The 23629-nt window shown below is 63.8% G+C and carries 22 protein-coding genes; 12 read left to right on the top strand and 10 right to left on the bottom strand.

What is annotated here, in order from left to right:
• Window positions 1-133 precede the first annotated feature (133 nt).
• From AOQ71_RS27845 to AOQ71_RS27810, 8 genes are all read left to right on the top strand, one after another.
• The gene (locus AOQ71_RS27845) at window positions 134-1330 is read left to right on the top strand and encodes a CaiB/BaiF CoA transferase family protein (RefSeq protein ID WP_057753368.1); all 1197 of its coding nucleotides are present in this window, start codon (window positions 134-136) and stop codon (window positions 1328-1330) included.
• Window positions 1331-1534: 204 nt separating this feature from the next.
• Window positions 1535-3007, top strand: a complete 1473-nt coding sequence (locus AOQ71_RS27840) for an ABC transporter substrate-binding protein (protein ID WP_245317215.1) — start codon at window positions 1535-1537, stop codon at window positions 3005-3007.
• A gap of 7 nt (window positions 3008-3014) precedes the next feature.
• The gene (locus tag AOQ71_RS27835; protein WP_057753366.1) at window positions 3015-3965 is read left to right on the top strand and encodes an ABC transporter permease; all 951 of its coding nucleotides are present in this window, start codon (window positions 3015-3017) and stop codon (window positions 3963-3965) included.
• 151 nt (window positions 3966-4116) lie between these two features.
• Window positions 4117-4827, top strand: a complete 711-nt coding sequence (locus AOQ71_RS27830) for an ABC transporter permease (protein ID WP_347336716.1) — start codon at window positions 4117-4119, stop codon at window positions 4825-4827.
• On the top strand, window positions 4824-5816 hold the full coding sequence (locus tag AOQ71_RS27825) for an ABC transporter ATP-binding protein (protein WP_057753361.1): 993 nt from the start codon (window positions 4824-4826) through the stop codon (window positions 5814-5816). Before AOQ71_RS27830 ends, AOQ71_RS27825 begins: the two co-directional genes overlap by 4 nt.
• Window positions 5813-6784 carry an ABC transporter ATP-binding protein gene (locus AOQ71_RS27820; protein ID WP_057753359.1) on the top strand — a complete coding sequence of 324 codons (972 nt, stop codon included), beginning with the start codon at window positions 5813-5815 and terminating at the stop codon, window positions 6782-6784. The genes AOQ71_RS27825 and AOQ71_RS27820 overlap by 4 nt, the downstream gene beginning before the upstream one ends.
• Window positions 6785-6863: 79 nt before the next feature.
• On the top strand, window positions 6864-7931 hold the full coding sequence (locus AOQ71_RS27815) for an alcohol dehydrogenase (RefSeq protein WP_057753356.1): 1068 nt from the start codon (window positions 6864-6866) through the stop codon (window positions 7929-7931).
• A gap of 131 nt (window positions 7932-8062) precedes the next feature.
• Window positions 8063-9142 carry an isocitrate/isopropylmalate dehydrogenase family protein gene (locus AOQ71_RS27810; RefSeq protein ID WP_057753354.1) on the top strand — a complete coding sequence of 360 codons (1080 nt, stop codon included), beginning with the start codon at window positions 8063-8065 and terminating at the stop codon, window positions 9140-9142.
• Window positions 9143-9184: 42 nt separating this feature from the next.
• Here the strand turns inward: AOQ71_RS27810 and AOQ71_RS27805 are convergent, their stop codons facing one another.
• The 5 genes from AOQ71_RS27805 to AOQ71_RS27785 form a co-directional block, all read right to left on the bottom strand.
• Complete coding sequence (locus AOQ71_RS27805; RefSeq protein ID WP_057753352.1) at window positions 9185-9460, bottom strand: hypothetical protein; 276 nt, start codon at window positions 9458-9460, stop codon at window positions 9185-9187.
• Window positions 9461-9756: 296 nt separating this feature from the next.
• Entirely contained in the window at window positions 9757-10572 is an 816-nt protein-coding gene (locus tag AOQ71_RS27800; RefSeq protein ID WP_057753349.1) for an enoyl-CoA hydratase, read from the bottom strand.
• A gap of 109 nt (window positions 10573-10681) precedes the next feature.
• Entirely contained in the window at window positions 10682-12046 is a 1365-nt protein-coding gene (locus tag AOQ71_RS27795) for a L,D-transpeptidase family protein (RefSeq protein ID WP_057753825.1), read from the bottom strand.
• A 405-nt stretch (window positions 12047-12451) separates the two neighbouring features.
• The gene (locus AOQ71_RS27790) at window positions 12452-12823 is read right to left on the bottom strand and encodes a helix-turn-helix domain-containing protein (RefSeq protein WP_020608151.1); all 372 of its coding nucleotides are present in this window, start codon (window positions 12821-12823) and stop codon (window positions 12452-12454) included.
• A 29-nt stretch (window positions 12824-12852) separates the two neighbouring features.
• The gene (locus tag AOQ71_RS27785; RefSeq protein ID WP_057753347.1) at window positions 12853-13902 is read right to left on the bottom strand and encodes a LysR family transcriptional regulator; all 1050 of its coding nucleotides are present in this window, start codon (window positions 13900-13902) and stop codon (window positions 12853-12855) included.
• 470 nt (window positions 13903-14372) lie between these two features.
• On the opposite strand from AOQ71_RS27785, the gene AOQ71_RS27780 reads away from it, so the two are divergent.
• Both AOQ71_RS27780 and AOQ71_RS27775 read left to right on the top strand, forming a co-directional pair.
• Window positions 14373-14639, top strand: coding sequence for a hypothetical protein (locus AOQ71_RS27780; RefSeq protein WP_057753345.1), 267 nt, complete (start codon window positions 14373-14375; stop codon window positions 14637-14639).
• Between the two features lie 208 nt (window positions 14640-14847).
• Window positions 14848-15579 carry a cytochrome c biogenesis CcdA family protein gene (locus AOQ71_RS27775; protein ID WP_057753343.1) on the top strand — a complete coding sequence of 244 codons (732 nt, stop codon included), beginning with the start codon at window positions 14848-14850 and terminating at the stop codon, window positions 15577-15579.
• 20 nt (window positions 15580-15599) lie between these two features.
• Here the strand turns inward: AOQ71_RS27775 and AOQ71_RS27770 are convergent, their stop codons facing one another.
• The 3 genes from AOQ71_RS27770 to AOQ71_RS27760 form a co-directional block, all read right to left on the bottom strand.
• On the bottom strand, window positions 15600-16760 hold the full coding sequence (locus AOQ71_RS27770; RefSeq protein WP_057753341.1) for a mandelate racemase/muconate lactonizing enzyme family protein: 1161 nt from the start codon (window positions 16758-16760) through the stop codon (window positions 15600-15602).
• 14 nt (window positions 16761-16774) lie between these two features.
• Window positions 16775-18232, bottom strand: a complete 1458-nt coding sequence (locus tag AOQ71_RS27765; protein WP_057753822.1) for a sensor histidine kinase — start codon at window positions 18230-18232, stop codon at window positions 16775-16777.
• 357 nt (window positions 18233-18589) lie between these two features.
• Complete coding sequence (locus tag AOQ71_RS27760; protein WP_057753339.1) at window positions 18590-18934, bottom strand: DUF1236 domain-containing protein; 345 nt, start codon at window positions 18932-18934, stop codon at window positions 18590-18592.
• A 135-nt stretch (window positions 18935-19069) separates the two neighbouring features.
• Here AOQ71_RS27760 and AOQ71_RS27755 point away from each other — a divergent pair, with 135 nt between their 5' ends.
• A complete protein-coding gene (locus AOQ71_RS27755; RefSeq protein ID WP_057753337.1) occupies window positions 19070-19303 on the top strand; it encodes a hypothetical protein in 234 nt (77 codons plus the stop codon).
• Between the two features lie 169 nt (window positions 19304-19472).
• Here AOQ71_RS27755 and AOQ71_RS27750 read toward each other — a convergent pair whose 3' ends face one another.
• Window positions 19473-20747: a serine hydrolase domain-containing protein gene (locus AOQ71_RS27750; RefSeq protein ID WP_057753335.1), complete on the bottom strand. Its 1275-nt coding sequence runs from the start codon at window positions 20745-20747 to the stop codon at window positions 19473-19475.
• Window positions 20748-20908: 161 nt separating this feature from the next.
• On the opposite strand from AOQ71_RS27750, the gene AOQ71_RS27745 reads away from it, so the two are divergent.
• Window positions 20909-21826, top strand: a complete 918-nt coding sequence (locus AOQ71_RS27745; protein ID WP_057753333.1) for an intradiol ring-cleavage dioxygenase — start codon at window positions 20909-20911, stop codon at window positions 21824-21826.
• Window positions 21827-21838: 12 nt separating this feature from the next.
• Here AOQ71_RS27745 and AOQ71_RS27740 read toward each other — a convergent pair whose 3' ends face one another.
• On the bottom strand, window positions 21839-23572 hold the full coding sequence (locus AOQ71_RS27740) for a bifunctional protein-serine/threonine kinase/phosphatase (RefSeq protein WP_057753331.1): 1734 nt from the start codon (window positions 23570-23572) through the stop codon (window positions 21839-21841).
• Window positions 23573-23629 lie beyond the last annotated feature (57 nt).

Below are 23629 nucleotides of genomic sequence, written 5' to 3'. Positions count from 1 at the left end.
GCCCCCCCGTGAGACGCACCGGCTCGGTAAAGACTTTCCTACTCGGCCGCCGCCATCTAGGGTCGGCGCACCAACAAGAGAGAACAACGATAGTTCCAAATGGACTTAGGGACTCGGCGAGGGCGCGGCACGGATGCAATTAGCAGATAAGCACGAAGCGACGACGACAAAGGCCTTCGCCGGTCTCAGGGTGCTGGATTTTTCGACCACGATCGCCGGACCCCATTGCGCGCGGATGCTGGCCGACATGGGCGCCGAGGTCATCAAGATCGAGACCGACGAGGGCGAGACGATGCGGACGCGGCCGCCGCTGCGCAAGGGCTTCAGCACCGTGTTCGGGCAGCTCAATGTCGGCAAGAAGAGCGTGGTGCTCGACCTCAAGTCCGAGGACGGTCGGGAGGCGGTGCGGCGTCTGGTCGCGACCGCGGACATCCTGGTCGAGAATTTTCGCCCGGGCGTGATGCGCCGGCTGCGGCTCGACTACGACAGCCTCCGCCCGGTCAATCCCAGGCTGATCTACTGCTCGATCTCGGGCTACGGCCAGACCGGTCCGTCGGCCGAGCTGCCGGCCTACGCACCGGTGATCCATGCGGCCTCCGGCTACGACATGGCGCATCTTGCCTACCAGCCCGGCCGCAACAGGCCGGACTATTGCGGCATCTACCATGCCGACGTCGTCACCGGCACCTATGGTTTTGGTGCGATCGCCTCCGCGCTCTATCAGCGCACCGTGACGGGGCTCGGCCAGCACATCGACGTCTCCATGCTGGAGTCGATGCTCACGCTGACGGTGATCGAATTGCAGAGCTCGCAATTTGCGGTGAAGCCGCCGCCGCGGCCGATGTTCGGCCCGACCGAGACCGCCAACGGCTATGTCATGATCACTGTCGCGAGCGAGAAGACCTTTCAGGCCTTGATGGGTGTGATCGGTCGCCCCGAATGGATCTCCGATCCGCGCTTTTCGTCTTACGCCCCAAGGCGCGAGCACTGGGCCGACATGATGGACGGCGTCGAGGCCTGGTCGCGGCAGCTGTCGACCGACGCCTGCCTTGTCGCCCTAGGCGCGGCCGGCGTGCCGGCCTCGGCCTATCGCACCATCAAGGAAGCCCTTGATGATCCGCAACTGGCGCACCGGCAGGCGCTTTCATCCGTGGAGGATGGCGGCGGCTCGTTCAGGGTCATCAATCTGCCGTTCCGGATGACGGGCGCCGATACGAGGCCGGGCAAGACCATCGCTGCGCTCGGAGAGCACACGCGCGAGCTGCGCGGGGAGATTGGCCTCGCCGATGATGCGCCAATTCCGTCAGGCAAAACGGAAGCGATCAGCTGAGCACGTCACGCCGCATATAAGCGGCATCGAACTCCCTTCCGTTCCTCTTGCCGTGGCGAGCATTTCTCGCCAATCTCGCCCGAGTCATTCAACGATCCGAAACATCGGACGAGGGATCCCGGGAGGAACCATGACGAACATCGCTGCCGCNCGGCGCGCAAGCGCGCGCCGATTTTCCTTGCTACGGCATTTGCGTTCCTTCCATTGGCTGAGCCCGCGCAGGCGCAGAAGGCTGGCGGCAGCATTACCGTCGGGCTGGAGCTCGACGTTCCCGGCTTCGATCCGCTCAAGGTCGGCGTCTACGATGCGGCCGCGCTCACCCCGGCCGCCGCCATCTTCGACACGCTGACCTATCTCGACGACAAAGGCGAGCCGCAGCCCAGGCTTGCGCTGTCCTGGACGCATTCAGACGACTTCAAGACCTGGACGTTCAAGCTGCGCCCCGGCGTCAAATTCCACGATGGCACGCCGTTCAACGCCGAGGCTTACAAGGCCAATTTCGACCGGCAGAAAGATCCCGCCAACAAGTGCCGGTGCGCATTCTACATCGCTGCAGTCAACAACGTTCAGGCGCCCGACGAGCTGACGGTCGTTTACAATCTGAACGATCCTTCCGTGAATTATCCGACGCTGGTGTCCTATCCGCACCAGAACGCCGCCGTGCATTCGCCGACCGCCTGGAAGACCAGGGGCGACGACTACAACCGCAACCCCGTCGGCACCGGGCCCTACATTTTGAAGTCATGGACCGCCGGCGATCGCATGGTGCTGGAGCGGAATCCCGATTATTGGGACAAGAACAAGGTTTTTCTCGATCGCATCATCCTGAAGCCGCTGCCCGACGCGCAATCGCGCTTTGCAAGCCTGCAGTCGGGTGAAGCCGATCTCATCTGGGATGACGAATACGATCCCGACAATCTTCAGAAGGCCCAGAAGGATCCGAAGCTGACCGTGCACAGCTATACGGGCTCGGGCGCTCAGGTCTACGCATTCAATACGAAGGCACCGCCCTTCGATGACGTCCGGGTGCGGCAGGCGCTGGTGATGGCGATCGACCGCAAGAAGATGTCACAGGCGGTCACGAACGGGCTCGCCAAGCCCGCGACAAATCCGTACGGCGACGGCTCGTGGGTCAAGTGCAAGGATGACGGCGCGTTGCCGCTTGACGTCGCAAAGGCCAAGGCCCTGATCCAGGAGTATGGCAAGCCGGTCGAATTCAAGATGGTGGTCACGGCCACTCCGCGCGGCCGCATCATCGGACAGGTGTTGCAGCAATTCTGGAAGAATGTCGGTGCCAGCATGGAGCTCGACCAGGTCGACCAGGCGACCATTCCGCCGCGCGGCTTCATGCGGCAATTCCAGCTTCTCCCATGGCGCATCGTCGACCTCGCCGATCCCGATCCGCAGATGTTCGCCAACTTCCACACCGGCAGCCCGGTCGCACTGGCAAATTATTCGAATCCGGAGCTGGACAAGCTGCTCGAGCACGCGCGTGTGACCGCCGAGATCGACAAGCGCATTGACGACTATTGTGCGGCCACGCGTGTGATCAACAAGGAAGCGATCTGGTTCTGGACCTTCCAGAACACCTATTACGCGGTGTCGAGCGCCAACATCAAAGGGCTGCCCAAGATGTACAGCGGGATGATCGACGTGTCCCGCGTCTGGAAGGAATAGCCCGCGCATGGTCGGCTTCGTTGCGCGCCGCTTCTTGTACATTGTGCCGGTCCTGCTTGCCGTCTCGCTGCTCACCTTCCTGATCGCCTCGCTGCTCCCGGGCGATCTCGCCTATGTCATCCTGGGCGATCAGGCGACGCCTGAGAAGGTCGCGGCGCTGCGCCATGATATGGGGCTCGACCAGCCGCTGTGGTGGCGTTACCTGAGCTGGCTCGGTCACCTGCTTCAAGGCGATCTCGGTCGCTCGTTCCGCACCGGGCAGACGGTGCTGCAGGCGGTCAGCGAGCGCATCCCGGTCTCGCTCGAGCTGATGCTGATGGCCGAGTTCATCGGCCTCTTGATCGGCGTTCCCGTCGCCATCGCCTGTGCCGCGCGCGCCGGCGGCGCATTCGACCGCTTCATGACCGGGAGCGCCTTTGCGATGCTGTCGATGCCGTCCTTTCTGGTCGCGATCCTGCTGATCTACCTGTTCGCGGTCGAGCTGCATTGGCTGCCGGCGACCGGCTATGTGCCGTTCACTGAGGACCCGCTGGCCAATTTGCGCTTCTTCGTGCTGCCGGCCCTGACGCTGGCGCTGGCGGAATGGCCGGGGATCATGCGCGTGCTGCGCTCCGACATGATCGCAACCTTGCAGGAGGACTATATTGCGCTGGCCAAAGCCAAGGGCCTGAGGCCTTCGCGCATCCTGTTCGTCCACGCGCTGAAACCGTCGTCGTTGACGCTGGTGACGGTGACGGGCATCAATATCGGCCGCCTGCTCGGCGGCACGCTGATCGTTGAGTCCATCTTCGCACTGCCGGGCATCGGCCGGCTGCTGGTCGGCGCGATCTACACCCGCGACCTCGTCATCCTCCAGGGCGTGGTGCTGCTGGTGGCCTGCGGCTTCGTCATCGTGAATTTCATCGTCGACATGCTCTACGCCGTGCTCGATCCGAGGATCCGCCATGGCCACGCTTGAGCTGTCAATCCAGGACGAGATTGCATCCGAGCCGACCCGCNGCCGCGGGCGCAAGCTCGGCCTGTTGTTCTGGATCGCGAGCGGCTGGCTCGCGATCATCCTGACACTGGCGATTCTGGCGCCGGTGCTGCCGCTGCAGAACCCTGTCGACATGGACATGCTGGAGCGCCGCGCCGCGTTCTCGGGCGAGCATTGGCTCGGCACCGACGGCCTTGGCCGCGACGAGCTTGCCCGTCTGATCTTTGGCGCGCGCGTGTCACTGACGGTCGGGCTGATCGCCCCGATGATCGGTCTTGGCATCGGCGGCGCGCTGGGCCTTCTCGCCGGCTATTTCCGCGGCCGGTTCGAGACACTGGTGGTCGGCAGCATGGATGTGCTTCTCGCCTTTCCGCCGCTGATCTTTGCCCTCGCCGTGACGGCCTATCTCGGCCAGTCCATTCCCAACCTGACCGTGATCCTTGGCGTGCTCGGTATTCCCGCCTTCATGCGGGTGGCGCGCGCGGCGACGCTGTCGCTGGCGCGGCGCGAGTTCGTAATAGCGGCTGAGGCGCTGGGCGCCAGCCACGCGCGCATCCTGCTGCGTGAGCTCTTGCCGAACGTGATCCTGCCGCTGCTGGCCTTCTTTTTGCTCGGCGTCGCCGTCACCATCGTGGTCGAGGGCGCGCTGTCCTTCCTCGGGCTTGGCGTGCCGCCCCCGATGGCGAGCTGGGGCAGCATGATCGGCGAGGGGCGCGACAGTCTCGACGTCGCGCCGCGGCTGGCCTTCCTGCCGGCAGCCGGGCTGTTCCTGACCGTGCTGGCCTTCAATCTCGTCGGCGACACCATGCGGGCGCTGACCGACCCGCGTCAGGGGGCGCTGTGAGTATGCCGCTCCTGACCATCGAGGATGTCGCCGTCGAGCTGCCGACGCCGCGCGGCAATTTGCGCGCGGTTGATCGCGTCGATCTGTCGTTGGAGGCGGGCCGTACGCTCGGCATCGTCGGCGAATCCGGCTGCGGCAAGACCATGCTGTCGCGCGCGGTGCTCCAGCTGCTGCCGAACAAGGCAAAACTCTCCGGGCGCGTGATGTTCGATGGCCAGGATCTGGTCCGACTCGTGCCGGAAAGCCTGCGGCGCCTGCGCGCGCGCGAGCTCGCGGTCGTGTTCCAGGATCCCATGACCTCGCTCAATCCGGTGCTCACGATCGGCACGCAGTTGATGGAGACGATCCAGGAGCATCTCGAGCTCGATGCGCCCGCGGCGCGCAAGCGCAGCATCGAGCTGCTCGCGGCCGTCGGGATTCCCGCGCCGGAGCAGCGGCTGGCGCAATATCCGCATCAATGCTCCGGCGGCATGCGCCAGCGTATTGCCATTGCGATCGCGCTGTCCTGCGAGCCAAAATTGCTGATTGCGGACGAGCCGACCACGGCGCTCGACGTCACCATCCAGGCGCAAATTCTCGATCTGCTGGCACGCGAGCAGCGGCGACGCCATATGGCCATGATCATCATCACCCACGATCTCGGCGTCGTCGCCGGCCGTGCCGATGAGGTCGCGGTGATGTATGCGGGCAGGGTGGTGGAGCGCGCACCGACGCTGGCCTTGTTCAAGCGCATGCACATGCCCTACACCGAGGCACTGCTGGCGGCAATCCCGAAGCTGGAAACCGCGCCGCACACGCCGCTGCCGGCCATCTCCGGCCGCCCGCCCGATCCGACGCGACCGCTCAAGGGTTGCTCCTTCGCGCCGCGCTGCCCCTATGCGACCGGGCGTTGCCGTGAGGCCAAGCCCGAGCTGAAAAGCGCGGAGATATCGGAGCATCTCTATGCCTGCTTCCATCCGATCCAGATGACGGAGGGGGTGGGCGCATGATGCAACTGGCCGTTCGCGATCAGCCGCTCCTGAACGTTGACAATCTCGTTGTCGAATACGGTCTTGGCAACAAGATCGTGCATGCCGTCTCCGGTGTCAGCCTTCACGTCGCGCGTGGCGAGACGTTGGGGCTGGTCGGCGAATCCGGCTGCGGCAAGTCGACGCTGGGGCGCGCAGTGCTGCAATTGCGCCGTGCCAAGTCCGGCCGCGTGCTGTTCGACGGCGAAGACCTGACGGCGATGGAAGGCGAGGCGCTGCGAAAAATGCGCCGCCGCGTGCAGCTGATCTTCCAGGATCCGATCGCCTCGCTCAATCCGCGCCGGCGCATTGGCGACATCGTCGCCGAGCCGCTGATCATTGCCGGCGTCAAGGACGCTGCCGAGCGCAAACGCCGCGTGCAGGAGGTGCTCTCCGCGGTCGGGCTTGATCCAGATCTTGTGACGAACCGCCTGCCGCATGAATTCTCAGGTGGTCAGTGCCAGCGCATCTGCATCGCGCGGGCGCTGGTGCTCAATCCGGAATTCGTCGTCTGCGACGAGCCGGTCTCGGCGCTCGACGTCTCCATCCGCGCGCAGATCCTCAATCTGCTGGAAGAGATGAAGGCGCGCTTCGGCCTTACGCTGCTGTTCATCGCGCATGATCTTGCCGTGGTCAAAGCCGTCAGCGATCGCGTCGCGGTGATGTATCTCGGCCGGCTCTGCGAGGTCGCCCCGTCGGAGCAATTGTTTGCACGACCCGTGCATCCCTACACCGCGCTGCTGCTGCAGGCGATCCCGGTGCCTGATCCGGATGTTCGTCCCGCCGAAAGCGTGGCGACCGGCGAGCCGCCATCGCCGATTGCGCCGCCATCCGGCTGCCGTTTCCGCACGCGATGCCCGCGAGCAGACCTGCGATGCAGCGCGGAGATACCGGAGCTGCGCGAGGTCGCATCCGGCCAGTTCGCGGCTTGTCATCATCCGCTGGCCTGACTTAAGACCCCTGCCGGGTTTGTCTCGCCCCGCCGCCCATGGCATGGTGGCGCGACAACAAGCATGCCGGGAGGACGCCATGAAGAGTTTCAAGGTCGCCGATTTCAAGGCGCCGCTGCAGGAGTTCGACGAGGCGACGCCGCAGCCCACGGGCACGCAGGTGCTGATCAAGGTGAAGGCTGCCGGCGTCTGCCACAGCGATCTCCACATCTGGGAAGGCGGCTACGATCTCGGTCACGGCCGCAAGCCGCTGTCGCTGAAAGACCGCGGCATCAATCTGCCGCTGACCATGGGCCACGAGACCGTCGGTGAAGTCCTGGCGTTCGGTCCCGATGTGAAGCCGACGGACCAAGGCGACCTCAAGCTCGGGGACGTCGGCCTGGTCTATCCCTGGATCGGTTGCGGCAAGTGTGCGACGTGCCTTGCCGGTGATGAAAACATGTGCCTGACGCCGCGCTCGCTCGGCGTCTATTGCGACGGCGGCTATTCCGACCACATGCTGGTGCCGCATCCGCGCTACCTGCTCAACCTGAAAGGGCTCGATCCCGCGACCACTGCGCCCTATGCCTGCTCGGGTGTCACCACCTACAGCGCGCTGAAGAAGGTCGAGCAGCATTTTGACACGCCGATCGTGATGTTCGGCGCCGGCGGCCTCGGGTTGATGGCGCTGTCGCTGCTCAAGGCGATGGGCGGCAAGGGCGCGATCATGGTCGACATCGATGCCAGGAAGCGCGAGGCCGCGGAGAAGGCCGGCGCGCTCGCCACGGTCGATCCCAAGGCGGGCGACGCGTTGGAGCAGCTCGCAAAGAAGGCGGGCGGTCCGATCCGCGCCGTGATCGATCTCGTCGGCAACTCTGCCACGACGCAGCTCGGCTTCGATTGCCTGACCAAGGGCGGCAAGCTCGTCATCGTCGGCCTGTTCGGTGGCGGGGCGACCTGGGCGCTGCCGCTGATTCCGATCAAGGCCGTGACGATCCAGGGCAGCTATGTCGGCAACCTGCGCGAAACGCAGGAGCTGCTCGATCTCGTGCGAGCCAAGAAGATCCCGCCGATCCCGGTGACGACGGCGCCGCTCAGCAAAGCCAACGATGCGCTGTTGCAATTGCAGCAGGGCGCGGTGGTCGGGCGCACGGTGCTGACGCCGTAGTTCGACGCTCTCTTCCCCGTCATTGCGAGCGAACTGAAGCAATCCAGACGATCTCCGCAGATGTCGTTCTGGATTGCTTCGCTTCGCTCGCAATGACGACCTGGCTAATTCCCTGCCTTGAGGCCCCTTAAATGTCCGCAAACAACGCCTTCCACATTGCCGTGCTCGCCGGTGACGGCATTGGTCCCGAAGTCATGGCGCCCGCGCTCGAGGTGCTGCGCAAGATCGAGACGAGGTCAGGCTTGCGCTTCCGCTTTACCGAGGCGGCTGCAGGCGCCAACAACTATCTCGCCACCGGCAAGTCGATGCCGGACTCGACCATCAAGCTGTGCGAGGAGGCGGACGCCATCCTGCTCGGGGCCTGCGGCCTGCCGTCGGTGCGCTATCCTGATAACACCGAGATCGCGCCGCAGATCGAGCTGCGCTTCATCTTCGATCTCTACGCCGGCGTGCGTCCGGCGCGTCTCATTCCGGGCGTGCCGAGCCCGATCGTCGGTGCCGACAAGCGCGGCATCGATCTCGTCGTGATCCGCGAATCCACCGAAGGCCTGTTCGCCTCGATGGGCAAGGGCATCGTCACCCATGAGGACGCGCGCGAAACGCTGGTCATCACGCGCAAGACCTCGGAGCGGTTGTTCGAATTCTCGTTCCGCCTCGCCGAGCGGCGCAAGGCGCGCGGCAAGCCTGGCAGCCTCGCGTGCGTCGACAAGGCGAACGTGTTCAAGGCGTTTGCCTTCTTCCGCCGGATCTTTGACGAAGCCGCCCAGCGTCATCCCGATGTGAATACCGATCATCTCTATGTCGATGCCTGCTCGGCGATGCTGGTCAAGCGTCCCTGGGATTTCGACGTGATGGTGATGGAGAACATGTTCGGCGACATCGTCTCCGACATCACCGCGAGCCTGATCGGAGGTCTCGGCATGGCGCCGTCCGCCGACATTGGCGACAAATACGCCGTGTTCCAGCCGTGTCACGGCACCGCCCCTGATATCATGGGGCAGGGCAAGGCCAATCCCACCGGCATGATCCTGTCGGCCGCGATGATGCTGGACTGGCTCGCCGACAAGCACGGCCTCGAAGGCGTCGCGGAAGCCGGCGACCAAATCGAGCGGGCGGTGGACCAGGTCTATGCCGGCGGGCTCAAGCCGATGGAGTTCGGCGGCAGCAACGGCACGGCAGATATCACCAAGGCGGTGCTCGGGGCGCTGTAGCGAGCGCACTCAAAAAAAGGGGCCTTGCGGCCCCTTCGTCATCTACCAGCGGTGCCAGTGGCGGTGCCGCCAGCCCCAGGGACGTCCGTAGAACGGGCGCGGGCCATAGTAACCATAGGCGCTATAATAGTTCGGGCGCCACCAGCAGCGGCCCCAGGCGTTGCAGACCATCCGCACCTGGTCGACCTGGGCGGCCGGACCGCCGGCGACCTGATCAGCTTGGGGAATGCCGTTCGGCATCGCCGCCAGCGCTTGTCCCGACGCCAGCGCCGCGCTGCCGAGCGCAGCCAGACCAAGAACGGCAAGTTTGAGTTTCATCGCGATCTCCCTCGTTGGTGGCGGGAGAACCTTCGGCGGATCAATTGGTTGCTATCGCGATGCGGGGAAGTGAGGAATTTAATCTTGGTGAATGAAGGTTCAGCTTAGGTGAGAGTTCCTGGTGTGCTTGGTCTCTCCACCTCGTCATTGCGAGCCACCGGGTCCGCGCGAAGCGCGGCCCGATGACAGGCTCCGCGGAGCAATCCAGAATCCCACCGCGGAAGATTCTGGATTGCCTCGTCGCAAGAGCTCCTCGCAATGACGGTGGCGAGAGATGTGAGCTCGCGACGGAGGAGTCACTTTCCCCTGAACTGCGGCTTGCGCTTCTCCATGAAGGCCTGCCGGCCCTCGCGGAAATCGGCGCTGTCCATGCAGGCGGTGCCGATCGCCTTGATGGCGCCCATGTCGCGCGCGCTTTCGTCCTTCAGCACCTCTGCGATGGTGATCTTGGCGGCCTTGATCGCAAGCGGCGCGTTCTGCGAAATCGTCAGTGCAATGGCCATGGTCTCGCCCCAGAGCTGGTCGTCCGGGATCACGCGTTCGACCAGGCCAATGCGCAGCGCCTCGCTGGAATCGATGCGCATGCCCGTATACATCAACAGCCGCGCCCAGGACGGGCCGACCAGCGACACCAGATGCTTCAACCCGTCATAGCCATAGGCGATGCCGAGCTTCGCCGCGGGAATGCCGAACTGGCTGTCATGCGCGGCAATGCGGATGTCGGCCAGCATCGCGACCTGCATGCCGCCGCCGAGGCAGAAGCCCTGGATGCAGGCAATCGTCGGCTTGGGGAAATCGGCGAGCAGCGCGCGCTGGGCCGCACTGCGCTTGCCGTATTCCTCGGACGCGGCCGCGTTGTGCCTGACCTTCTCGAACTGGCTGATGTCGGCGCCCGAGACGAACGCCTTGCCGCCGGCGCCGCGCAGGATCACGACGCGCACCGCCTCGTCGTCGCGCAAGGACGTCAGCGCTTCGCCAAATCCCTCCCACATCTCCAGCGACATCGCGTTGCGCTTGTCGGGATTGTTGAAGGTGATGATTCCGACGCCGTCGGTGACCTGCTTGAGGATCTTGCCGTCGGCGTAGGGAGTCTCTTGGGACAGATCAGGCATCGCGCGCTCGCTTGTCGTTTGGCGAGGCACAATGTGCTGTCAGGCCGAGGCCCGGGTCAACCGCGGCCGGGGATGCGGCTCTGCATCCGCCCGTACCGCGATTGCATGTCTACTGCGCCATATGCGCGGTCAGCGGATGGTTGCCGGCATTGCTGAAGAACGCAGCCTCTTCCGCGGTGGCCTCGAGCAACTGCTCGTCCTGGTTATAGACGTCGTTGCGGAACTGGATGGTCTGGTCCTTGGTCATCCACGCCGTGAGATAGATCCAGGCCACCGGCACCTTCTTGGCCATGGCGACCTCCTGATGCTGACCGGTGGCGATCTCGGCGTCGATCGCCGCGCGCGTCCATTTCGGCTGGTCCTTGAGCAGCCAGGCCGCGAGATCGCGCACATTGTCGACGCGGGAGCAACCGTGGGAATCAAAACGGTAGTCGTCGCTGAACAGATTGCGCTGGTTGGTGTCGTGCATATAGACCGAATAGGAGTTCGGCATGTCGATCTTCACCGCGCCGAGCGCATTGAAGCTGCCGTTCTGCTGCCGCACGGTGAAGTTCGGCGTGTGCGTGCCCGACCAGTCGACCGAATGCGGATCGATCGGATTGTCGTGGGCGTCGAGCACCTCCATGTGCATGCGCGACAGATAGGTCGGGTCCTTGCGCATATGCGCTGAGATCTCGGTCTTGGCGATCGAGGAGGGCACCGTCCAGGTCGGGTTGAGCACCACGCCCGTGATCTGGGCCGTCAGCGTCGGCGAGGGTTTTTCGGTCTTGCCGACGATGACGCGATAGCGCCGCACCACGACATCGTTCTCGACCGCCTCGGCGAAGGCGGCGGGGATGTTGACCACGACGTAGCGTTGGCCGAAGGAGAAATTCGTGTTCTCCAGCCGCTCGAGCGAGGCCTCGAGCTGGCGGATGCGCTTTTGCACGGACACGTTCATCGCCGCGAGCGTGCGCGGCGTCATCGTGCCGGTCGGCGCAAGACCGTGTCGGGCCTGGAAGCGTTTCACGGCATCGGCCAGATCCTGGTCGAAGGCGCCGCTCGCCTTGTCGGCCGCGAGGTCACCGGAAAGGATCAGGCGCTTGCGCAGGAGGTCGTCATAGGCGCCCTGGACGCCGAGCGCGAACTTGGCGTCCGCGGGAATCGCAGGCCAGCCGCCGCGCACAGCGAGATCGGAATAGCTCAACGCCGCGTCCTTGATCCGCTGGGCGGTGCCCTCGTCATAGGTCGGCTCACGCGTCAGCGCGAGCGCCGCGGCGGAGCGGCTCTCGGCGGTCGACGCCGGGGCCGCGACTGCGGTTTTGGGCGCGGCGGCGTGAGCCGGGTTGGCGGTTGCCGGTACCGTCCCGGACGGGGCGGCGGGTTTGGGGCCGGCCTGGCCCGTGGTCTCGGTCTGCGCCAACGCGGACGCGCTGGCGAGCAGGCCCGTCGCGAACAGATTCGTGGCAATGATCACGGCAAGGCGTTTCGACATCTGTCTGGTCTTCCCCATGAGGACGAGGCCCGCAACGGACGCTCGCATCAGCAATTTCCGGCCGCCGTGCCGTGTGCGCCGATTCGTTAGAATCGGCGGCAATCTAGGTCGTCAGGGTTGAGGCCCCATTAAGCACAGCGAATCAAAAACCCCGCGCCTCCCAGTGCGAAGGCTCTCGATTGGTCGCTGCAGAGCAGGAATGGGTTCGCAAAATCAGCGCCGAATGGCGGGGCAATGACCAGAGAAAAGGGGCGGCAACACCGCCCAGAAGCCGTGACCGCGCGCAGATCACGCATAGGCCAATCTGATCCGTCAGATCGGGTCCGTCAGTCCAGTCCAATCCGGCCACGCCGCCGTGACGTGGCGGATTGAACATCGGCCATGGTGGCCGGACCGCAGATCGGCTCAGCTTTCGTTCGCTGCGATCGATTCCATCAGCGAGACGAGCTGACGCTGCACCGTCTGATCCTTGATCTTGCTGTAGGCGCGCAGCAGGCGGAGGCTGAAAGCCGAGTCCAGGAACAGGAGGCTTTCGACTTCGCGGGCCTTGTTGTCGCCGTCATAGAAGAAGGTCACGGGCACGTCGAGAGCGGAGGCGATCTGCTGAAGCCGAGCCGCGCCGACGCGATTGACGCCCTTCTCGTATTTCTGGACCTGTTGGAAGCTCACGCCAAGCTTTTCGCCGAGCTCAGCCTGCGAGATCTTCATCTCGACGCGCCGCAAGCGGATCCGCTTGCCAAGCTCGATGTCCGGCTTGCCGGCACTGCGCTGCTTCATTCTCTTCGCCGCTGCTTTCATTTTGGTTTTCACCTTTGTTCTTCGGTTGAAAATCCCCCGAAGAGCTGGGTCAGGGGTTCGCCCATATACGAGTCCTTGAATTCATGCGGGTGCACGAATTCTTCCTTAAACCACGGGAAGCGAGCCGGATTGAAAGCTTCGATCAGCCAGTCAATCATGTGCCGCACGCGGGGAATCCGGCCGCTACCGGGATGGTAAGACAACCAGATATCCAGTGGTCGGTTCAATTCGACCTCCAGTGGAATCAACTTCCCGCCAAGCGCAATGGCATAGCTCGGGAAGACGCCGATGCCGGCGCCGTTCGCGACCGCCCAGTAGTTGGCGCTTGAGACGTTTGTCTTCATGACCAGGAGGTCACGTTCCTGAACGCCCGGGAAGAAGCTTTCAAAGGTTTCCTTGGCGGCGAGCTGGTCGGCGAATTGCAGCACCAGGCGGTGCTTGATCAATTCGTGGGCCGAGCGCGGCGTGCCGTATTTCTCAAGGTACTTTTCCGAAGCCCAGAACATCAGATGCATGCGGCCGAGCCGGACCAGCTTGACGTCGAGGGCCGAGGGCCGCGACAGATGGATGGCGACGTCGGCCTCGTGGCGGGAGACGTCGGCCGACCGCATCGCGCAATGCAAATCGACCAGGACTTTCGGATAGGCCTGCTGGAATTCGACCAGGCGCGGAGCAAGCCAGAACGTTCCCAACCCTTCCGTCACGGCGACGCGGACCTCGCCGGTGAGGGCGTTGGCGGTGGAATCGCTGGTGCGCAACACGTCGAAGGCCGCCGCCTCCATGCGCTCGACGGCAGACACCACCATCGCGCCTTCGTCAGTGAGATGGGTGCCGTGGACGTCGCGGGTGAACAGGGTCGTGCCGGTCTGGCGCTCAAAATCATCGATTCGGCGGCGGACAGCGTTGATCGACAGAGACAGACGTTCGGCCGCCGAGCGGAAACTGCCGCATCGAACGACTTCCAGAAATATGCGGGCCGCGTCCCAATCGGAGAGGCCGCTGAAATTTGTTTTTAGGCGTTCCTCCAGGGGAACGCCCCTTTCCGCCAAGGAGTGCATACAAGTCCCTTCGGACCGCTAAACTGGCAGAATCTAGCGCAAACCACAACCACGACGGGTTGGGGAACGGCGAGTTTTGAACGGCATACTTACCGCGCCTGACGTGGTATTGGAGTGTTGCTAGCGCCGGGAATCGGGCAAATTGTTGCTCGGAAGAGGGGTAGTTGTGCGTTCCGTTGCGAGCCTTGACGTGGCTGCGGGATTGCCGGGTCCATGTGGATCTCAGGACGGCGTACGCTATGACGCGCGTTCCCGGGAAGTGGATCGATCACACCTGGCCAAGCGTTTCGTCCTCGACCGTTCCGACTTGCGCCGCGAAGCAATGCCGTCCGGAACCGCAGTTTCGACGCAGAAACACGTTGAATTCGTATTCGAGGGCTCGGATCCCTCGTGCTATCCTTCGGTCGCTTGGGGGGCCGAGGGAATCACTTCAAGCACGTCTCCAGCCTGAAATAACGGAAAGAACGCCGGTGTCGCATACAGACGAACAATTGCAGTCGGTGCTCGAGACGCTCGAGGAGTGCCGCAAGGTTCTCAACGAGAGCAACAGCCGCGAGTCGGCCGAGCTGCTCTCGATCGTCATCCTCGATGTCAGGATGAAGCTCAAAGGAATCGACAGCGCCGATCTCAAGGCCCTGTGCGACGAAATGTTGCGGAGCGCCGCCAGCGCGCCGCCGCCCCCCTCCAAGCAGACGCAGGACCAGCCCCGGCGTCCGCTGCTCCGCGTGGTGAAGTAGCCGCGCCGCCGAATCTCGCTTTTTGGCGAGAATTGTGCGCGTCCCGATGCCGCACCTGTGATCACAGACGGCATCGGGAGGAGCCCTGGTTTGATCGCGCCTCTGTTGCGCATTCCCCGGCATCGGCTACACCAGAGCCGGTTCGGCCCAAGTCACGTGCGCAGTCCCCGCGCCCGGCCCGAGGGCCCGGGATGGCTCCGACTGCATCATGCAAAATGTTTCGATTCCCGCGGCGATGATTGCCGGTCTCGTCAGCTTCCTTTCGCCCTGCGTCCTGCCCCTGGTCCCGCCCTATCTGATCTATCTCACCGGCGCCACGATCGAGCACGTCGAGAGCGGCGAGCCTGACACGGCGTCCAAGCGCGCCATCATCATGGCGGCGCTGCTGTTCGTGCTCGGCTTCTCCACGGTGTTCGTGGCGCTCGGCGCCAGTGCCTCGCTGATCGGCGGGCTGATCCGGGCCTGGTCGGCGGAATTGTCGATCCTTGCCGGCATCGTCATCATCATCATGGGTCTGCACTTCCTCGGGCTGACGCGGATCGGCTTCCTGATGCGCGAAGGTCGGCTTCCGATCCCGAAGCCCGTCGGGCTGTGGGGCGCCTATATCATGGGGCTCGCCTTCGCGTTCGGCTGGACGCCGTGCATCGGCCCGATCCTCGCCGCGATCCTGTCGATCGCGGCGGCCGAGGCGACGGTGACGAAGGGCGCAGGTCTGCTCGCGGTCTATTCCGCGGGCCTCGGCATCCCCTTCCTGATCGCCGCGCTGATGATCGAGCAGTTCTCCACGCTGTTCGCGCGGATGAAGGGCCACCTTGTCAATGTCGAGCGCGCCATGGGCGTGCTGATGGTCATCACCGGCATCGGCTTCCTCACCGGCGCGGTCTCCAATGTCAGCATCTGGCTGCTGGAGACGTTCCCGGTGCTGCAGACGATCGGGTAGGGCTGTGCAAATCGGAAGGTTCACACGCCGCGTTGCGGGGTCCAGTTCTCATTCACGACAAACCGCGCCATCGCCTCGCGGTCGACCTCGATGCCGAGTCCGGGATCGTCAGGCACGCGAACGATGCCGTTACGGTGCTCGATCGGCTCTTTCAGGATCGCCTGCCGGATCGGATGCTCGGTGCGGTCGAATTCGAGCATTGGCTCGAGCGGCGCCAGCGAAGTTGGCGTATGCGAGGGCAGCACCGCGAGGAGCTGCAGCGAGGCGGCGATCGCGATTCCGGTGCCCCAGACGTGCGGGTTGTAGCGGACGCTGAACGCTTCGCTCATGTCGGCGATCTTCTTGCATTCGGTGAGTCCCCCGGCCGCGCAAGTGTCGGGCTGGGCGATGTCGAGGGCATGCGAGGCAAACAGGTCGCGGAAGCCGAAGCGCGTGAACTCGCATTCGCCGCCGGCGATGGGAATGGAGAGCGCGGACCTCACCGCGCGATAGCCGGCGACGTCCTCCGGCGGCACCGGCTCCTCGAACCAGGAGATGTCGTGACGCTCGATCAGCCGTCCGAGTCGGATCGCGGCGACGGCATCATAGGCGTGGTTCGCGTCGACCATCAGAGCGACATCGCCGCCAATCGCCTCGCGCACGGCGTGCGTGACTGCAGCGTCTTCCTCGATGCCGAAGCCGACCTTCAGCTTTACGGCGCGAAAGCCTTCCGCGGCATAGCTGGCTGCTTCCTCCGGCAGATATTTGAGGGGATCGCCTGACCTGCGCCGGTAGAGCCCGGTCGCGTAGGCCTGCACCTCCTTGCGCGCGGCGCCTCCGAGCAATTGATAGGCCGGTACGCCAAAATGCTTGCCCTTGATGTCCCACAGCGCGATGTCGATGCCACTCAATCCCTGGATCACCACGCCCTTCTGGCCGTGATCGCGCAGGCGTGCATAGATCATCCGCCACAGCACGTCGGTTTGCAGTGGATCCTGGCCGACCAGCCACGGCGCGACGCCCTGCACGACGGCCGCAGTCATCCGCGCAGGACCGTAGCACTCGCCCCAGCCGGTCAGGCCGGTGTCCGTCTCGACCTCGACCAGCATGGCGGTGCGAGTGTCGTACCAGGCGCGCGAATAGGCGAAGGGCTGGGACAGTCTTGCTTCAAGGATGTGCGTCCGAATCCCAGTGATCTTCATCGTCCCGATCCCGTTCACCTTGTCTCGTCCAGCACGCATGTCACCGTGCAGACCACGCCGCGCGGCAGGAAGTCCACCGTTGCCTCGCCGCCGAGCTGGTCGCGGGCGCTGCGCTCGATCAGGCGCGAGCCGAAGCCGCGCCGCACCGGCTCCGTCACCGGGGGCCCGCCGGTCTCGGTCCAGATCAGCCGGAGCCGCGGCTTCGGTATATCGGCGATGACCTCCCAGTCCAGCGTGACCCTGCCGGTCTCGTTGGAAAGTGCGCCGTATTTCGCGGCGTTGGTCGCGATCTCGTGCACGATCATCGACAGCACCACCGCGAGCCGCGGCGAAAGCGGCACCGCCGGCCCTGACATGCGGATGCGGTCGGGATTTGCCAGCAGGAACGGCTGGAGCGCACGCGCGATCACGTCCCGCAGCTCCGAGCCCGCCCATTTCTCCTGGCTGAGAAGATTGTGCGCTTCGGCGAGCGCACTGAGACGCCCCTCGAACTTGGTCCGCTCGTCGCGGCTGGCGCTGCGAAAAGTCTGCACCGCGATCGCCTGCATCAAGGCCAAGGTGTTCTTGACGCGATGGTTGAGCTCCTCGACCAAGAGATTGTGCAGCATCTCGCCGCGCGCGATCGTGGTCGCCATCCTGACGGCGAAGGTGAGGCCGATCAGCAGCAGCACGCCGCCGATCAGGCTCGTGATCGCGATGTTGCGCCAGAGCGGTGCGATCAGCGAGCTTTCAGGGACCCCGGCGGCGACCGTCCAGCCCGTCAGATGCGATCGCGTATAGGCGGAGGCGAGGGCAATGCCGTCGAGCGACACCGATGAGAGTGCAGCCTCGTCGCTGCGAAACATCTCGGCGTAGAGCGATGGCGCGGCGCGCTTGCCGAAGGTTTCGCCAGGGTTGGGCACGCGGGCGAACACGGTGCCTGTGGTGTCGAGCAGAGACACCGTCCACTCCGTGTTGGGCCGCTGCTTCTCGACGAGAGTCTGGAAGATGCCGATGGGCGGGCTGAAGCAGAGGTCGTAGACGACTTCGCCGTCGCGAAACACCGGAACCTCTACGGTGAGAACCTGACGATGATTGTAGACGCCATTGAACAAATCGGAATATTGCGGCGCCTTGATCGCGAACAATCTCTCCACGATCGCCATATTGCCGCGTGGCGGCAGGCTCGCAGTGTCTTCCGTCGTGGAGGAAAACAGGATGCGTCCCTTGCTGTCGGAGATCAGCACGAGGCCGCTCTTGCCATATTGTTCGAGGAAGCCGAGCGCGATACTGCGAAAATTGACAAAGTCGTCGTTGCGGAGCGAGTCCGTGAGCGCCAGCACCTGCAACCCGCCGGTCATCCGCTGCACCTCGGAATCCAGCACCAGGCGCATGCTGCGTACGTTCTCCAGCACGCGGCGGGTCGCATCGCTGCGGTCCTGCTTGTAATTGTAGAACGCGATGCCGACGGCGAAGACGATGAGCGGCAACATCGTTCCCGTGACCAGGAGAGCGAGCCGGACCGGCAGGGTGAGCTTTGACAAACGCGGACGTCCCGATTCCGGCGCTTAAGCGCCGGATTATGATTTTGCAGAGAACCATACGGGCAGGAATTGCGCGGCGCCACGATTTTCGCATCGGGCGAGCAGGCCGAGGAGATTTTTGCAGCGCGGTCGCTGACGGCGCGGAACGTCGTTGCGTCAGCTCATGCTAATGGCAGTGAGCAGCAGGCACATGGCGTACACGGCCGCCAGGCTGAGCCCGGCAATCCGGGCTTCTCGATGCGGTGTCATGTGATCAGCTCCGAGAGAGCGGCCGCCCAGGAAGGCGGCCGCTCGTCCGGTTACGTCCTAGTCGATTTCCTGCACGACCGTGCGGGTGCCGGGATCGACCAGCATCACGCGATCGCCGGAGTAGACGTAGCGATATTGCGTCAGCGACGGACCCCAATCGGCCGGAACCGACTCGAGTTCGACATCACTTGGAACCTTCGCACCGACGATGATCTTCTCCTTCGTCGTCACCGGCCGCAGATGATGCTCGGTGACGTAGGATTTGATCCGCGTCCGGTATTGCGGCTCGATCTGGACCGCCGCGGCATGACCGGTTCCGGTCGTGGTCACCACGGTGGATTGTGCGAACGCGCCGGTCGAGACCATCAGCGCCGCCGCGGAAAGTAGGAACAGCTTTTTCATATCGTCCTCCTCATAACAAGCGCCGCACCAACATCTCACCGCCGATGACGTTCCCCGACGGATAGGAACAAATTGCTAGTTTTTCCCGTTTGCATCTGGACCGGGCGAGGAACACCCGGATTGGAGGAGGAGAGAATGAAGCTGAGGATCGCAACCGCAGCAGTGATGATCGCTGCATTTTCGTTGCCGGCGTTCGCGGCCGACGAGTTCTATGTCGTGCAGGACGTCAAGACCAAGAAGTGCACGGTGGTCGACAAGAAGCCGACGGACACGAGCATGACCGTCGTCAGCCCGTCGGGCACGATCTACAAATCGCGCACCGAGGCTGAGAGCGGCATGAAGACCGTCAAGGTCTGCACGTCAAACTGAGGAGGAAGCACATGCCAGTCTTGATTTTGTGGGCCGTGCCGGCCGTGCTGGTGATTGGCGGCGGCATCTATCTGATCGGTCATTTCCACTGATTCAAAACGAGCATCATGGCCGGGCTTGTCCCGGCCATCCACGCCTTGGCGAAGCCGAACGAAGAAGATTCGAGATGTCAGAGATTGCTCTCGGTGATCGCGGCATAGACCATGCTGCGTAGCTCGCGCCGGATCGGATAGGCGCTCGACGGCAGCACCTGGGTCATGAAGATCGTGATCAGTTCCTCGGCGGGATCGATCCAGAACGAGGTCGTGGCCGCGCCGCCCCAATTGTATTCGCCAGGGCTGCCCGCGATCAGCGTCTCGGCTGGGCGCATCGTCACTGCAAAACCGAGGCCGAAGCCGATGCCGTTATAGGTCGCCTCGGAGAACAGCGAGCGCGATACGTCCGGCAGTGCCTGTCCGCCCGGAATGTGGTTGGTCGTCATCAGCGCCAGCGTCTTCGGCCCGATCAGTCTGACACCACCAAGCTCGCCGCCATTGAGCAGCGCCCGGCAGAAGGTGAGATAGTCGGCCATCGTCGAGCATAGGCCGCCACCGCCGGAGATGAAGGAGGGCGGAGACAAGAACGAACTCGTGGTCGGGTCGTCTTGCACCGTCAGCCCCTGCCGGCGCTGGCCGGCATGGAAGGTCATGCCGCCGCCGGGATCGGCGGAATAGCAGGCGGCGAAGCGATGCGCCTTCGAGACGGGCACATGGAAATCGGTATCCGTCATCCCAAGCGGATCGAGGATGCGTTGCTTCAAGAACTGCTCGAAGGGAATTCCTGAGATCTTGCCGATGAGGTAGCCGATCACGTCGGTAGAGACGGAGTAGTTCCAGGACTCGCCCGGCGAGAACTCCAGCGGGATTTTTGCAAGGCTCTCGATCATGGTCTGGAGCGTGCCTGATTTCTCGACCTCGCCGATCTTCTCGGCGCGATAGGCGGCATCGACGTTGGAGCGCTGCTGGAAGCCGTAGGTCAGACCGGACGTATGCCGGAGCAGGTCGACGATCAGCATCGGCCGGGACGGCGGCCGGGTGAGGAAGTTGGGCCAGCTGCCGGCGACGAAGACTCCGAGATTCTTCCATTCCGGAATGTACTTTGCGACCGGCTCGTCGATCGCGACCAGGCCTTCCTCGACCAGCATCATGAAGGCAACGCTGGTGAGCGGCTTGGTCATGGAATAGATGCGGTAAATCGTGTCGTCCTTGACCGGCGCCTTGCGCTCGATATCGGCAAAGCCTTGCACGGTGCTGTGGGCCACCTTGCCGCGGCGGTAGACCAGGAGATGCGTGCCGGGGAAACGGCCGGCATCGATGTACCTGGCCTTCAGATGGGCATCGACGCGGTCGAGCGCGGCCTTGGACATGCCCACGGATTCGGGCGAGGCGGGGGTAGGGGCGAGCATCGGTTCCTCCAGGCAGTTTGTCAGGCGTTGATAGCCGAAATGACGACCCTATTCCAAGCGGGACGCGCTTAACGCGGGGCTGCGGGTTGGTGTAGGCTCCGGTTCGGAACGCCGTCAAAAGCCCCGCCGGGCCAACGAGAAAAAATCCAGGGCAACGCACCATGACCCAGTTCAACGAGACCGAACTCACCGAAGCCGTCGTCAAGAGCTTCGACAACACGCCAAACCCGCGTGCGAAATTCCTGCTCCAGGAATTGGTGAAGTCGCTGCACGATTACGTGAGCAAGACCGGTCTCACCTTCGAGGAGTGGGAATACGCCATCGATTTTCTCACCCGAACCGGCCAGAAATGCACCGACACCCGCCAGGAGTTCATCCTGCTCTCCGACGTGCTCGGCGTCTCCATGCTGGTCGACGCGGTCAACCATCGCGATCGCGACGGCGCGACGCAGACCACCGTGCTCGGCCCGTTCTATGTCGGCGAGCACAAGGTCACCGCTCACGGCACCGACATCTCGCCGAACAATCTCACGGGCGAACGGATGTTCGTGCAGAGCCGTGTCACCGACCTCCACGGCAAACCGCTCGCGAACGTCCCGGTCGACGTCTGGCACGCCGACGATGACGGCTTCTATGATTCCCAGAAGGCGAATTACGACAAGGTCGGGGCCTCGGCGCGGGCGCGCTTCATCACCGATGCCGACGGCCGCTTCTTCTTCCGCACGATCTTGCCGTGCAGCTATCCGATCCCGACGGACGGGCCGGTGGGCGAGATGATCGTGCAGACCAGGCGCCATCCGATGCGTCCCGCGCATGTGCACTTCCTGGTCAATGCCAAAGGCTACGAGCCGCTGATCACCCACGTCTTCATGGACGGCGACAAATATCTCGATTCCGATGTGGTGTTCGGGGTGAAGGACGATTTGATCGCCAAGGTCGAGCCGCGCAACGATCCTGAGATGCCCGACGGCGGCAAGGCGAACGGGAAGTGGCACCTGATGAGCTACGAATTCCATCTCAAGCCCGGTGGTGGCATCGCGCCCAAACCGCTGGGGACGAGGGCGGCTGAACCGGCTTGAGCGATCGTTGCGCTAGCGCGCGTGGAGCAGTGCGAGCAGGACCACGACGACGCAGGCCAGTGTCACCGTTGTCAGCTTCCAGAACAGCAGCGGATTACGCTCCAGCAAAGGCGTGGTCCGCGTGCTGAGATAAGCCGGATTGGGGTTGCGCAGCTCGTAGGTGAATTCGAACAGATCCTCGTGGCGCTTGTTGGGATCGGGATGCAGGGCCTTCCGCAACGCGCCATCGATCCAGACGGGGACTGCGCGGTCATCGTGGCTGGCCGGACGATACCTGAGCTTCCACGCATCCGATCTTCCCCTGATGCGCGCGAGCTGGGCGCCATAGGGCAGGCTTCCGGTCAGCATCTGGTAGCAGATGCTCGCGAGCGAAAACATGTCCGACTGCGGCGAACCGCCTTCGCCGAGAAAATATTCCGGCGCTGTGTACTGAACCGTGCCGAGGATCTCGGCGTCAGCCGGATTGGCGGCTGCTTCGATGACGCCGGCAACCTTGACGGCCCCGAAGTCGATGATCTTCGCCGTGCCGGTCTTGTCGATCAGAATGTTGTCCGGCCTCAAATCCTGGTGCAGCATCTCCATGCGATGGAAGGCGCGCAAGCCCGCCGCGACCTGGTCGACGATGCCGCGCACGGTTTCGAGGTCGGGGCGCGGATTGTCCAGCATCCATTGCCTCAGCGTCTGTCCCTCGATGAACTCGGTGGCGACGTAGAGATAGTTGCGCCGCCTGGATCGTAAGCGGGGCTTGAGGACGTGAGGGCTGTCGATCCGGCGCGCGATCCACTCCTCCATCAGGAAACGCTTCAGATAGGCGGCATCGTCGCGCAGATCGATCGACGGAATCTTCAGCGCGACCATCTCCTCGGTCTCGGTGTCGATGGCGAGGTAGATGTGGCTGCGGCTGGAGGCATGCACTTCGCGGACGATGCGATAGCCGTCGAACAAGGCGCGCGGCTCCAGCAGGGGCGGCAGCGGCAGTTCGGCCGTGCCACCGAAAATATCGACCGAGCCCGTCCGCGGTATCTCATCGATGCGCAGGATCTGTACGGTGATGTTGTCGTCGCTGCCGCGCCGGTAGGCCTCCTCGACGATGGTTAGCGCGGCTGCATCGAGATCGGCGGCAGAGGCTGCAAGGGTGCTGGTGACAAAGCGATGATCGACGAATTCGTAGGCGCCGTCGGTCGCGAGCAGGAAGATGTCGCCAGGCTCGACCTGAATCGCCTGGTAGTCGATTTCGATCTGCGGATTGATCCCGAGCGCGCGGCCGAGATAGGTCTGCTCGGACGAGACAATGATCCGGTGATCCTCGGTGAGCTGCTCGAGGGCCTTGCCGGCGATCCGATAAATCCGGCAGTCGCCGACGTGAAAGATGTGGGCTGTGGTCGATTTGACGACCATGGCCGTGAAGGTGCAGACGTAGCCCTTGTCGCGGTCGTAAGCATATTGGCTGCGCCGGGTTTCCGCATGCAGCCACGAATTGGTCGCTTCCAGAACGCGCCGCGCCGAATGCTTCACCGTCCAGGATTCGGAGGTGCAGTAATAATCGGTCAGGAAGCTCTTGACCGCGGACTCGCTCGCGACCTGGCTCACGGCGCTGCTCGAGATGCCGTCTGCCAAGACGACGGCGATGCCCTTCAGGCTCAACAGCGGCTCGGTCGGGATCAGCGCGCCGTGAAAGTCCTGGTTGACCGGCTTGCGCCCCTTGTCGGAGTGCTGCCCGATCGAAATGCGCAAGCCCCGGCTCATCCTCGCCACCAATGCAAAGGGAGCCTCACCCTAGCAGGCAAAGCTCCCTTCTTCGAC

It is taken from the genome of Bradyrhizobium manausense (assembly GCF_001440035.1).
Classification (GTDB): Bacteria; Pseudomonadota; Alphaproteobacteria; order Rhizobiales; family Xanthobacteraceae; genus Bradyrhizobium; species Bradyrhizobium manausense.
Note: the sequence above shows the minus strand (reverse complement) of the source record. Positions and strands in the feature narration are given on the sequence as shown.

What these genes read in the sequence shown, in the direction of transcription:
- AOQ71_RS27845 (WP_057753368.1), top strand. Translation starts at nt 134, where the DNA reads ATGCAATTAGCAGATAAGCACGAAGCGACGACGACAAAGGCCTTCGCC.
- AOQ71_RS27835 (WP_057753366.1), top strand. Translation starts at nt 3,015, where the DNA reads ATGGTCGGCTTCGTTGCGCGCCGCTTCTTGTACATTGTGCCGGTCCTG.
- AOQ71_RS27830 (WP_347336716.1), top strand. Translation starts at nt 4,117, where the DNA reads ATGGACATGCTGGAGCGCCGCGCCGCGTTCTCGGGCGAGCATTGGCTC.
- AOQ71_RS27820 (WP_057753359.1), top strand. Translation starts at nt 5,813, where the DNA reads ATGATGCAACTGGCCGTTCGCGATCAGCCGCTCCTGAACGTTGACAAT.
- AOQ71_RS27815 (WP_057753356.1), top strand. Translation starts at nt 6,864, where the DNA reads ATGAAGAGTTTCAAGGTCGCCGATTTCAAGGCGCCGCTGCAGGAGTTC.
- AOQ71_RS27810 (WP_057753354.1), top strand. Translation starts at nt 8,063, where the DNA reads ATGTCCGCAAACAACGCCTTCCACATTGCCGTGCTCGCCGGTGACGGC.
- AOQ71_RS27805 (WP_057753352.1), bottom strand. Translation starts at nt 9,460, where the DNA reads ATGAAACTCAAACTTGCCGTTCTTGGTCTGGCTGCGCTCGGCAGCGCG.
- AOQ71_RS27800 (WP_057753349.1), bottom strand. Translation starts at nt 10,572, where the DNA reads ATGCCTGATCTGTCCCAAGAGACTCCCTACGCCGACGGCAAGATCCTC.
- AOQ71_RS27795 (WP_057753825.1), bottom strand. Translation starts at nt 12,046, where the DNA reads ATGTCGAAACGCCTTGCCGTGATCATTGCCACGAATCTGTTCGCGACG.
- AOQ71_RS27790 (WP_020608151.1), bottom strand. Translation starts at nt 12,823, where the DNA reads ATGAAGCAGCGCAGTGCCGGCAAGCCGGACATCGAGCTTGGCAAGCGG.
- AOQ71_RS27785 (WP_057753347.1), bottom strand. Translation starts at nt 13,902, where the DNA reads ATGCACTCCTTGGCGGAAAGGGGCGTTCCCCTGGAGGAACGCCTAAAA.
- AOQ71_RS27775 (WP_057753343.1), top strand. Translation starts at nt 14,848, where the DNA reads ATGCAAAATGTTTCGATTCCCGCGGCGATGATTGCCGGTCTCGTCAGC.
- AOQ71_RS27770 (WP_057753341.1), bottom strand. Translation starts at nt 16,760, where the DNA reads ATGAAGATCACTGGGATTCGGACGCACATCCTTGAAGCAAGACTGTCC.
- AOQ71_RS27765 (WP_057753822.1), bottom strand. Translation starts at nt 18,232, where the DNA reads ATGTTGCCGCTCATCGTCTTCGCCGTCGGCATCGCGTTCTACAATTAC.
- AOQ71_RS27760 (WP_057753339.1), bottom strand. Translation starts at nt 18,934, where the DNA reads ATGAAAAAGCTGTTCCTACTTTCCGCGGCGGCGCTGATGGTCTCGACC.
- AOQ71_RS27755 (WP_057753337.1), top strand. Translation starts at nt 19,070, where the DNA reads ATGAAGCTGAGGATCGCAACCGCAGCAGTGATGATCGCTGCATTTTCG.
- AOQ71_RS27750 (WP_057753335.1), bottom strand. Translation starts at nt 20,747, where the DNA reads ATGCTCGCCCCTACCCCCGCCTCGCCCGAATCCGTGGGCATGTCCAAG.
- AOQ71_RS27745 (WP_057753333.1), top strand. Translation starts at nt 20,909, where the DNA reads ATGACCCAGTTCAACGAGACCGAACTCACCGAAGCCGTCGTCAAGAGC.
- AOQ71_RS27740 (WP_057753331.1), bottom strand. Translation starts at nt 23,572, where the DNA reads ATGAGCCGGGGCTTGCGCATTTCGATCGGGCAGCACTCCGACAAGGGG.